Raw genomic sequence first — 10,314 nt, 5'->3', positions numbered from 1 at the left:
GGGCGAGGTCGGACGCACGGGATCACCGTAGCGGGGACGGACGGCCGAGTGCCCGCTGCCGCAGCCGGGAACGCGAGAGGTCGGAATGAGCGTCAGACCCGCCCTCATTCCGACCACTCACGTGACAGGTGGGGCCGACGCGCCCGCCCTCAGTCCTCCGCCGGCAACTCCAGCATGGGGCGGTGCTCGTAGAAGGTCTGCAGCACCACGGTGGTCCGGGTGGACACCGACGCCGTCTGGCGGATCTCCGTCACGAGGGCCTCGAGCTCGCGTGGCGAGCCCACGCGCACGAAGAGCATGTACGCGGCGTCGCCGGCCACGGAGTGGCACGCCTCGATCGCCGCGATGGACTCGAGGAGCTCGGGGGCGTCGTCGGGCTGGCGCGGGTCCAGCGGGCTGATCTCGATGAACGCGGAGAGCGGCCTGCCCACGGCCTCGGGGTCGAGCAGCGCACGGTAGCCCGTGATGACGCCCGTGCTCTCGAGCCGGCGCAGGCGCGCCTGCACGGCGGAGGTCGAGAGGCCGACCCGCTCGGAGAGCTGGGCGAGCGTGGCGCGCGGGTCATGGGAGACGGCGGCCGCAAGCCGCGCGTCGACAGGGTCGTCCATGCGCCGCACGCTATCAGCCGGCCCCGGCCGCCGGGTTGACAGCCCCATGCCCTCATGGAAACCTTCCGGCAAGTGATCCGCATCACCGGATATTTTCCGGCGATTCGACCTCAGGAGGGTTCCATGTCCACCACTCTGCAGCCCGCCCGGACCGACGTCGTCGTTCCGGAGACCCCGGCCGACGCGCGCACCGTCGAGACCCACCCGGCCTGGCTCCGCCTCAAGGCCGCCGCCACCGCCCTGCAGCCCCTGCAGGTCAAGGACGGCTCCATCCCGGACCCCGCGGACCACGCCGCCGCGCGCGAGCACGTGGAGACCATCGTCGCCGCCGTCGAGGAGCTCGCCCCGCTCTTCCCACACGACGCCGCCTACCTCGCCGCCCTGCCCCGCGACTTCGCCCGCTGGGCCGACGGCGGCTTCGGCGTCCCGGACTTCCTGGACTCCCTCGTCGCCTTCCAGCCGCAGGAGCACCGCGTCGACGGCGTCCGGCACCTCGTGGTCTTCCCGATGTACACGCAGAACGGCTCCCCCGACCGGCACGTGGAGGCCCTCGTCGTCGAGACCATCTGGCCCGAGTTCATCGCCGAGCTCGAGGCCGGCGACTACGGCAACCGCCTCTTCGTCTCCCTGCGCCTGATCGACTTCACCCCCGGCTACGACACGAACTCGGCCGTCCTCTTCCCCGAGACCGTGGCCATGCGCGAGATCCCCACCTTCACGTGGGGCGCCATCTTCCAGGACCGCGAGGCCGCCCGCTTCCGCCGGGTCGTCACCGCCGCCGCCGAGATCACCCAGCTCGAGCTCCCGGCCGAGCTCGCCGAACTGCTCTCCTGCCAGGAGCTCGCCGAGGGCACCTTCGTGATGTGGGACCTCATCCACGACCGCACGCACATGCGCGGCGATCTGCCCTTCGACCCGTTCATGATCAAGCAGCGCATGCCCTTCTTCCTCTACACGCTCGAGGAGATGCGCTGCGACATGACCGCCTTCCGCGAGTGCGTGGCGATCGAGCGCCGCCTCACGGCGCGCGCCGCCGCCGGTGAGCAGCTCACCGCGCTCGAGGAGCAGACCCGCCGCCACGCCGGGCTCGTGCAGCACGCCGTCCTCTTCGACCGCGTCTTCCGCTTCGCCCTCACCGGCTCCCGCGTCCGCAACTACGACGGCCTCGGCGGCCAGCTGCTCTTCGCCTGGCTGCACCGCAAGGACGTGATCCAGTGGCGCGACGTCGAGCTCAGCGTGGACTGGGACCGGCTCGCCAACGCCGTCGTCGAGCTGGGCGACGCCATCGACACGCTCTACTGGGAGTCCATCGACCGCCCCAAGACCGTGCACTGGCTCCAGGCCTACGAGCTCGTCGCCTCCGTGGTCACCCCGCACCCGGCCTCCGTGTGGGCGCAGGGCCTGCCGCGCGAGGTGCTCGCCGGCCCGCCCAAGGGCTACACCGACCTCGTGCTCGACGACGAGTTCCCGCTGTCCATGTTCTTCGAGGCCCTCGAGAAGAAGATGTGCGGCGTCATCGAGTCCACCGCCGGGATCCGCGGCACGGACGCCTGACCCGTGGCCGCCCTGACCGACCGCGCCGTCCTGATCGCGGGCGCCACGAGCGCCTCGGGCCGGGCCGCCGCCCGCACCCTCCTCGACGCCGGCGCGCACGTCGTCGCGACCGGGCGCGACGCCGCGAAGCTCGCCCCCCTCGCCGAACTCGGCGCCGAGACCGCGGCCCTGGACCTCACGGACGAGACCGCCGTCCGCGGCCTCGTCGAGGACCTGCACGCCCGCGGCACCCGGATCGACGGCCTGCTCCACCTGGTGGGCGGCTGGCGCGGCGGCGGGGGCCTCGCCGGCCAGACCGAGGAGGACTACCGCGCCCTCGAGGCCTCGTTCACGGCGCTGCGGCACGTGAGCCGGGCCCTCGACGACGACCTGCGGGCCTCGTCCGCCGGTCGCCTCGCGATCGTCTCGTCCACGGCGGTGACCCGGCCGCTCGCCGGCGGCGCGAACTACGCCGCGGTGAAGGCGGCGAGCGAGGCATGGACCCGCGCGGTCGCGCAGGGCTGGGCCAAGGCCGCCCGGGACGCGGAGGCGCCGCTGCGCTCGGCGGCCGTCGTGTTCCGCGTGAAGTCCCTCGCCGGGCTCGAGGAACGGCTGGCCGAGGAGTACGCGCGACTGTGGAAGGCTGAGGCGGGCGCGCTGAACGACGCCGTCCTCACGCTCCAGGAGAAGGGAACGGACTGACATGCAGAGGATCCACGATCCGCAGGAGCGGGGCTTCGCCTCGGACAACTACTCCGGCGTCCACCCGGAGGTGCTCGCGGCGATCGCCGAGGCCAACGGGGGCCACCAGGTCGCCTACGGCGAGGACGTGTACACGGCCCGCCTCCAGGAGGTCGTGGCCCAGCACTTCGGCAAGGACGCCACCGCGTGGCCGATGTTCAACGGGACCGGGGCGAACGTCGTCGGGCTCCAGGCCATGCTGCCCCGCTGGGGCGCGGTGATCTGCGCGGACACCGCGCACATCCACGTGGACGAGGGCGGCGCGCCCGAGAAGTCCGCCGGCATCAAGCTGCTGCCCGTGGCCACCGACGACGGCAAGCTCACCCCCGAGCTGATCGCCGCCGAGGCCTGGGGCTGGGGTGACGAGCACCGCGCCCAGCCCCTGGTCGTCTACCTCACCCAGTCCACCGAGCTCGGCACGGTCTACACCCCGGACGAGGTCAAGGCCATCACGGACTACGCCCACGAGCACGGGATGCGCGTCTACATGGACGGCGCCCGCATCGCCAATGCCGCGGCCTCCCTGGGCCTGCCGCTGCGCGCCTTCACCACCGACGTCGGCGTGGACGTGCTCTCCCTCGGCGGCACCAAGAACGGGGCGCTGCTGGCCGAGGCCGTCGTCGTGCTCGACCCGGACGCCGCGGACGGCCTCGTGTACCTGCGCAAGAACCAGATGCAGCTGGCCTCGAAGATGCGCTTCGTCTCGGCGCAGCTGCTCGCCCTGTTCGACGGCGACCTGTACCTGCGCTCCGCCCGCCACGCCAACGCCATGGCCGCCCGGCTGCGCGCCGTCATCGAGGCGGGGGTCGCCGACGGCTCGCTGGCCGGCGTCGAGTTCACGCAGGCCACGGACGCCAACGCCGTGTTCGCCGTCCTGCCCGAGGGCGTGGCCGACCGGCTGCGCGCCCGCTTCCGGTTCTACGACTGGGACGCGGCGCGCCGCGAGGTGCGCTGGGTGTGCGGCTTCGACACGACCGAGGAGGACGTGGACGCGTTCACGGCGGCGCTGCGCGCCGAACTCGTCCCCGCCGTCTGACGGACGCGCCCGGCCGGGATACCCTTCTACCACCGTGCAGCAGGGTGGGACGCCGCGGCCTTCGACGCGCGTCCGACCGCTCCTCCACCGAAAGGCCACCGTGGACACCAGCGCACCCCGGACGTCCCCGTCGACGCCGGCCGCCTCCGCCGCCCACGCCACCCATGAGGGCGGCTCCCTGCAACGCACCCTCAAGTCCCGGCACCTGACGATGATCGCGATGGGCGGCGCCATCGGCACGGGCCTGTTCGTGGCCTCGGGCAACACCATCGCGACCGCCGGCCCCGGTGGCGCCCTCGTGGCCTATGTGGCCATCGGCTTCATGGTGTTCCTGCTGATGCAGTCGCTCGGCGAGATGTCCACGTACCTGCCGGTCTCCGGCGCGTTCGAGGAGTACTCGACCCGCTTCGTGAGCCCCTCGTTCGGCTTCGCCATCGGCTGGAACTACTGGTACAACTGGGCGATCACGGTGGCCGCCGAGCTCGTCGCGGCGGCCCTGATCATGCGGTACTGGCTCCCGGACGTGCCCTCGTGGATCTGGTCCGCGATCTTCCTCGCGCTGCTCTTCGGCCTCAACGCCCTCTCCACGCGCGCCTACGGCGAGAGCGAGTTCTGGTTCTCGCTCATCAAGGTCGCCACGGTGGTGATCTTCCTGGTGCTCGGCGTCCTGATGATCGTCGGCATCCTCGGCGGCTCCTCCCCCGGCTTCCACAACTGGACGGACGGCGAGGCCCCCTTCGTGGGCGGCGGCGCCGGCATCCTGGCGATCTTCATGGTGGCCGGCTTCTCCTTCCAGGGCACCGAGCTGGTCGGCGTGGCCGCGGGCGAGGCCGAGGACCCGGAGAAGAACGTGCCCAAGGCGATCCGCACCGTGTTCGTGCGCATCCTGCTCTTCTACGTCGGCGCAATCACCGTCGTCGGCTTCCTCATCCCCTACACCAGCCCCCACCTGCTGGGCAGCGACGTCGAGGACATCTCGATCTCCCCGTTCACGCTCGTCTTCGAGAACGCGGGCGTGCTCGCCGCCGCCTCCGTGATGAACGCCGTGATCCTCACGGCCATCCTCTCCGCGGGCAACTCGGGCCTGTACGCCTCCACCCGCATGCTCTGGGCCCTGGCCGACTCCGGCAAGGCCCCGCGCTTCCTGGCGAAGGTGAACCGGCGCGGCGTGCCCATGAACGCCCTCTACGCCACCACCGCGGTGGGCGCGGCGTGCTTCCTGACCACGTTCATCGGGGACGGCGCCGCCTACGTGTGGCTCGTCTCCGCCTCGGGCCTGGCCGGGTTCATCGTGTGGATGGGCATCGCCTGGAGCCACTACCGGTTCCGGCGGGCCTACGTCGCGCAGGGCCACGACCCGAAGGACCTGCCCTACCGCGCCTTCCTGTTCCCCCTGGGCCCGATCGTCGCGCTGGTCATGTGCGCCGTCGTGATCCTCGGCCAGAACTACCAGGCGTTCATGGGCGACGTGGACCTCGTGGCCGTGGCCAGCGCGTACATCGGCCTGCCCCTGTTCCTCGCGCTGTGGCTCGGCCACAAGCTCGTCACCGGCTCGAAGCCGGTCCGCTACGAGGACGCCGACCTCACCCGCGTCCTGGACTGAGTCCCCCACCTCGGAGGTCGCCGTGCCGTCTAGGCCGGGGCCGTGCGGCGGGCCGGGGTGTCCTCCGCGGGCGAGCGGGGGCACGATGGGGGCGTGGACACCGCACTGCAGACCACCGCACAGGACACCGCCCCGGACCCCGTTTCGACGACGCCCCGCACGGTCACCGTCACCGGCGCCGCCGGCAACATCGGCTATGCACTGCTCTTCCGCATCGCCGCCGGCGGGATGCTCGGCCCGGACACCCCGGTCCGGCTGCGCCTGCTCGAGATCCCGGCCGCCCTGGGCGCCGCGGAGGGCACCGCCATGGAGCTCGCCGACGCGGCCTTCCCGCTGCTGGCCGACGTGGAGGTCACGGACGACCCGGCCCGCGCCTTCGACGGGGTCCAGCACGCGCTGCTCGTCGGCGCGCGGCCGCGCACGAAGGGCATGGAGCGCGGCGACCTGCTCGAGGCGAACGGCGGGATCTTCGGGCCTCAGGGCCGGGCGATCAACGACCACGCGGCGCAGGACGTGCGGGTCGTCGTCGTCGGGAACCCGGCCAACACCAACGCGCTGATCGCCGCCGCCCACGCCCCGGACGTGCCGGCCGCGCGCTTCACGGCGCTGACCCGGCTGGACCACAACCGGGCCGTGGCGCAGTTGGCCGCGCGGGCCGGCGTCGCGGTGACGGACGTGTCCGGCGTGACGATCTGGGGCAACCACTCCGCCACCCAGTTCCCGGACCTCACCCACGCCCGCGTGCGGGTGGACGGGACGTGGCGGCCGGCGCTCGAGGTGGTGGACCCGGTGTGGGCGAGCGAGGAGTTCGTGCCGCGCGTGGCGAGGCGGGGCGCGGAGATCATCGAGGTGCGCGGGGCGAGCTCGGCGGCGTCGGCGGCGTCCGCGGCGATCGATCACATGCGCGACTGGACCCTCGGCACCGGTGTGGACGCGGACGGTGCGCCGCGCCGGACGTCGGCCGCGGTGGTCTCGGACGGCTCCTACGGGGTGCCGGAGGGGCTGATCAGCTCGTTCCCCGTGACGTCCGACGGCGGCACCGCGTGGCGGATCGTGCCGGGGCTGGAGCCGGACGAGTCCGTGCTGCCGGGTGAGGGCGGGCGGCTGGCCGCGACCGTCGCCGAGCTGGAGGCCGAGCGCGACGCCGTGCGAGGGCTGGGCCTGCTCTGAGGCGGCCGGGATCGTCTGCGTCTCTGACCCTTCTGGGGGCGTCCCCGCCCGCCGGAAGGGTCGGATGCGCAACAGATTCGTGCGAGGACGGGAGGGCGTGGGGTCAGTCCGCCAGCTCGGCCCGCGTGGGCGGGTCCGCCCCCGGGCGGGAGGCCGTGATCGCCGACGCGCGGGAGGCGTAGATCAGCACCGACTCGACGTCGGCCGGGTCCATCGCGTGCAGGCGGCCGCGGTTCGCGGCGCCGAGCAGGGAGCGGTCGTCGAGGGCGGCGAGCAGGGCGGCGGTGAACGAGTCACCGGCGCCCACGGTGTCCGCGACGTCCACGGGCACGATCGGGCGCTCCACCACGCCGTGCGCGGTGACGGCCACGATGTCCTCGGCGCCGCGGGTCATCACCACGAACGCCGGGCCCATCTGCTGCCACGCCTGCAGCGACTCGCGCAGCGGGCGGTCCGGGTACAGCCACGCGATGTCCTCGTCCGAGGCGTGCACCACGTCCGCCAGCCGCACGGACTCCTCCGCGCGGGCGCGGGCGAACGCCCGGTCCGGCACGATCGTGGGCCGCACGTTGGGGTCGTAGCTGATGGTCGTGACCGCCGAGATCCGCTCGAGCAGGGCCATCACCTCGGCGTCGCCGGGGGCGAGCATGGTGGCGATGGAGCCGGCATGCATGTGGTGCAGCGGGCCGCCGGCGGCGTCGTCGAAGTCCCGGGCGAGCGCGGCGGCGGGCGGCAGCGTCCAGTCCAGCTCGAACTCGTAGCTGGCGGCGCCCGTGGGGTCCAGGCGGGCGGTGGCCACGGAGGTGGCGGCGGCATCCGGCTCGAGCAGGCAGCGCACGCCGTTCTCCCGCAGATGCGAGGCGATCATGTCCCCGTGCGCATCGCGGCCGAGGCGGCCGGCGAACAGGACGGGCCGCTCCAGCCGGCTCAGGCCCACGGCCACGTTCAGGGGGCTGCCCCCGACGTGCACGCGGGGGGTCGCGGTGTCCGAGACCACGACGTCGACGAGCGCCTCTCCGATCACACCACAGTACCTGTCTCTTATACCCATCTAAAAAAAAAAAACGTCATCCCTCCTCCCACGCTCCCGCCGCCACCCACACCGCCCGGGGCCGCCTGGTCTGGGTGGACGTCGCGCGCGGCCTGGCCCTGGTCGCGATGATGGTCGCCCACACGGCGCCCGCCGGCGGCCCGGGTGGGGTGCTCCACCTCTCCGAGCACCTCACCGCGCCCCTGTTCGCGGCGCTCGTGGGCGTGGGCGCGCGCCTCGAGGTGGAGTGGCTGGGCCGTGGCCGGGCCGTGCCCCGCGCGCTTGTGCGGGCGGCCGCCCTGTTCGGGGCGGCGTGGCTGACCGGGCTCTTCGGGGCGGCCGTCGTGAACGTGCTGGCGCACCTGGCTGTGCTCACGGTGCTCATGGCACTGCTGGCCGCCCTCCCCCTCGCCGCGCACCTCGTGCTCGCCGTCCTGGCCGGCGGAGGCGGCCTCCTGCTCGCCGCCACACCGACGGCCGACGTCGTCGACCGGCTCCTCCCCGCCGCGCAGGCGCTCGGGCTGAGCCGCGCGACGCTGACCCCGTGGGTCTCCGCGTTCCTCACGGACGGCCCGTACCGTCTCCCCCTGTTCCTCGCGTGGGCGCTGCTGGGGGCGGTGCTGGTCGCCACCGTCCACGGCACGACGACGGCGGCCCCGGCCCGGCGCGCACGGCTCACGGGGCTCGCCTGGGCGGCCGGGGGGATCGCGCTGGCCGGCGTCGTGCTCGCCCTGTCCCGGACGCAGACCGGCGCCGCCCCCGTGCCCTACACGGCGACCCCCGCGGAGGCCCTGCTGGACACGGGCCTCGTGCTGACCGTGCTCGGCGGGTGCGCGGCCCTGGCGCCGCGGTGGGCCGGGCTGCTGGCCGTGCCCGGCGCGATGACGCTGTCCGTGTACGTGGCGCACCTGTGGTACCTCGGCTGGGTGCGGGGGCTCGGACCCGGGCCGTGGCGCAGCGCCACGGGCACGGACGACACGTGGTTCAACCTGGCCGTGCTGGTGGCCGGCGCGCTGCTGCTGCCGCTGCTGTGGCGGGCCGTCGTGCGTATCGGCCCGTTCCGCGCGGGGCCGCTGGAGGGCGTCGTCCGCCTGCTGACGGCCCCGTTCGACCGCGCGCGCTGACCGACGTCCACCCCAGCGGGTAGCCTCGAGAGCGTGAGCGAGCGAACCACCTACCTGCTGATCGACGGCGAGAACATCGACGCCACCCTCGGCACGTCCATCCTGCAGCGGCGCCCCCAGCCCGACGAGCGGCCACGCTGGAAGCGCCTGCTCGGCTACCTCGAGGACCGCTGGGACCAGCCGGTCAAGGGCCTGTTCTTCCTCGCCATCGACGGTGAGATCCCCATCCCGTTCGTCCAGGCGCTCACCGCCCTCGGCTTCCAGCCGATCATGCTGCGGGGCGAGGGCAAGGTCGTGGACATCGGCATCCAGCGCACCGCGGAGGCGCTGCTGGGCCGGGAGGACGACGTCGTCCTCGTCAGCCACGACGCCGACTTCGCCCCCCAGCTCACCGACCTCGCGGCCACGCCGGGCCGACGCACCGGGATCATGGGCTTCGAGGAGTTCCTCTCCCACGAGCTGCGCCGCATCCCCGGGGTCGAGTTCTTCGACCTGGAGCACGCGGTGGGCGCGTTCGACTCGTCCCTGCCGCGCCTGCGCGTGATCGACGTCGAGGCGTTCGACCCGAACGAGTTCCTCTGACCCGCCGGGGGCGGCCCGCGGCTCAGTCCGTGGGCAGCTCCAGCAGGCGTTCGACGGTGGCGGCCACCCCGTCGTCGTCGCACGCCCCGACCACGCCGTCCGCCGCGGCCAGCAGCGACGGGTGCCCCGAGGCCACGGCCAGGCCGAGACCGGCCCACTGGAGCATCTCCAGGTCGTTGGGCATGTCCCCGAACGCGACGACGTCGGCCGGCGCGACCCCCCGGCTCGTGGCGAACTCGGCGAGGGTCGCGGCCTTGTGCACGCCCGGCGCGGACATCTCCACGAGCGCGATGCCGGGCGCGGAGTGCGTGGCGCTCACGAGCTCGTCCAGCTCGGCGCGGGCCGCGGCGAGGAAGGCGTCCGGGGACAGGGTGTCCGAGCGGGCCAGCAGCTTCACGACGCCCAGCCGACCCGGCAGCGCGGCCTCGAGCGTGGCCGCCGCGTGGACCTCGGCCCGGAACTCGGCGCGCTCGGAGAACGCGTGCTCCCAGAAGAAGCCCTCGAGGGTCTCGGCGCCGAAGGACACGGTGCGGTCCAGGGCGCGCAGCCGGTCCGTGGCGGTCCACACGGCCTCGACGGGCATGGGGTGGGCGATCAGGACGTCGTCCGTGGCGGTGTCCACGAGGACGGCGCCGTTGGAGCAGATCACCGGGCCGACGGGGCCGAGCTGCGCGCTCAGCGGGCCGAGCCAGCGGAGGGGACGGCCGGTCACGAACACCACCTCGACGCCGGCGTCGTGGGCGTCCCGCAGCGCCGCGATGGTGCGCGGGCTCAGGCGCCCCGACCGCGTGTGCCGGTACCCGATGATGGTGCCGTCCAGGTCCGTCGCGATCATCCGCGGACGGCGCGAGGGCAGGGGCAGGGCGGGCATGCGCTCAGTCTAGGCC

10 protein-coding genes are annotated in these 10,314 nt (G+C 73.6%); 7 read left to right on the top strand and 3 right to left on the bottom strand.

The features are described 5' to 3' along the window. Positions 1-149: 149 nt before the first annotated feature. A complete protein-coding gene (locus J1M40_RS08725; protein ID WP_036316550.1) occupies positions 150-608 on the bottom strand; it encodes an Lrp/AsnC family transcriptional regulator in 459 nt (152 codons plus the stop codon). 123 nt (positions 609-731) lie between these two features. Between J1M40_RS08725 and J1M40_RS08720 the strand changes: the two genes are divergently transcribed. The 5 genes from J1M40_RS08720 (at position 732) to J1M40_RS08700 (ending at position 6,691) form a co-directional block, all read left to right on the top strand. Next, positions 732-2,162 carry a DUF6421 family protein gene (locus tag J1M40_RS08720; protein WP_041103501.1) on the top strand — a complete coding sequence of 477 codons (1,431 nt, stop codon included), beginning with the start codon at positions 732-734 and terminating at the stop codon, positions 2,160-2,162. A 3-nt stretch (positions 2,163-2,165) separates the two neighbouring features. Beyond that, a complete protein-coding gene (locus tag J1M40_RS08715) occupies positions 2,166-2,843 on the top strand; it encodes an SDR family oxidoreductase (RefSeq protein ID WP_036316546.1) in 678 nt (225 codons plus the stop codon). Position 2,844: 1 nt separating this feature from the next. After that, a complete protein-coding gene (locus J1M40_RS08710) occupies positions 2,845-3,918 on the top strand; it encodes a low specificity L-threonine aldolase (RefSeq protein WP_041103500.1) in 1,074 nt (357 codons plus the stop codon). Positions 3,919-4,018: 100 nt separating this feature from the next. Then, on the top strand, positions 4,019-5,521 hold the full coding sequence (locus J1M40_RS08705; RefSeq protein WP_036316542.1) for an amino acid permease: 1,503 nt from the start codon (positions 4,019-4,021) through the stop codon (positions 5,519-5,521). 93 nt (positions 5,522-5,614) lie between these two features. Further along, complete coding sequence (locus tag J1M40_RS08700; protein ID WP_036316532.1) at positions 5,615-6,691, top strand: malate dehydrogenase; 1,077 nt, start codon at positions 5,615-5,617, stop codon at positions 6,689-6,691. 103 nt (positions 6,692-6,794) lie between these two features. Here J1M40_RS08700 and J1M40_RS08695 read toward each other — a convergent pair whose 3' ends face one another. After that, positions 6,795-7,715, bottom strand: a complete 921-nt coding sequence (locus J1M40_RS08695; protein ID WP_010079702.1) for a carbohydrate kinase — start codon at positions 7,713-7,715, stop codon at positions 6,795-6,797. 101 nt (positions 7,716-7,816) lie between these two features. Between J1M40_RS08695 and J1M40_RS08690 the strand changes: the two genes are divergently transcribed. Then, complete coding sequence (locus J1M40_RS08690) at positions 7,817-8,845, top strand: hypothetical protein (RefSeq protein ID WP_342356897.1); 1,029 nt, start codon at positions 7,817-7,819, stop codon at positions 8,843-8,845. 33 nt (positions 8,846-8,878) lie between these two features. Beyond that, the gene (locus tag J1M40_RS08685; RefSeq protein ID WP_036316538.1) at positions 8,879-9,427 is read left to right on the top strand and encodes an NYN domain-containing protein; all 549 of its coding nucleotides are present in this window, start codon (positions 8,879-8,881) and stop codon (positions 9,425-9,427) included. A gap of 22 nt (positions 9,428-9,449) precedes the next feature. On the opposite strand, the gene J1M40_RS08680 is transcribed toward J1M40_RS08685, so the two are convergent. Beyond that, positions 9,450-10,298, bottom strand: a complete 849-nt coding sequence (locus J1M40_RS08680; protein WP_069941156.1) for an HAD family hydrolase — start codon at positions 10,296-10,298, stop codon at positions 9,450-9,452. Positions 10,299-10,314 lie beyond the last annotated feature (16 nt).

This window comes from Micrococcus sp. KRD026, assembly GCF_017168445.1.
GTDB classification, from domain to species: domain Bacteria; phylum Actinomycetota; class Actinomycetes; order Actinomycetales; family Micrococcaceae; genus Micrococcus; species Micrococcus luteus.
This window is presented reverse-complemented; position numbering and strand designations above follow the sequence as displayed.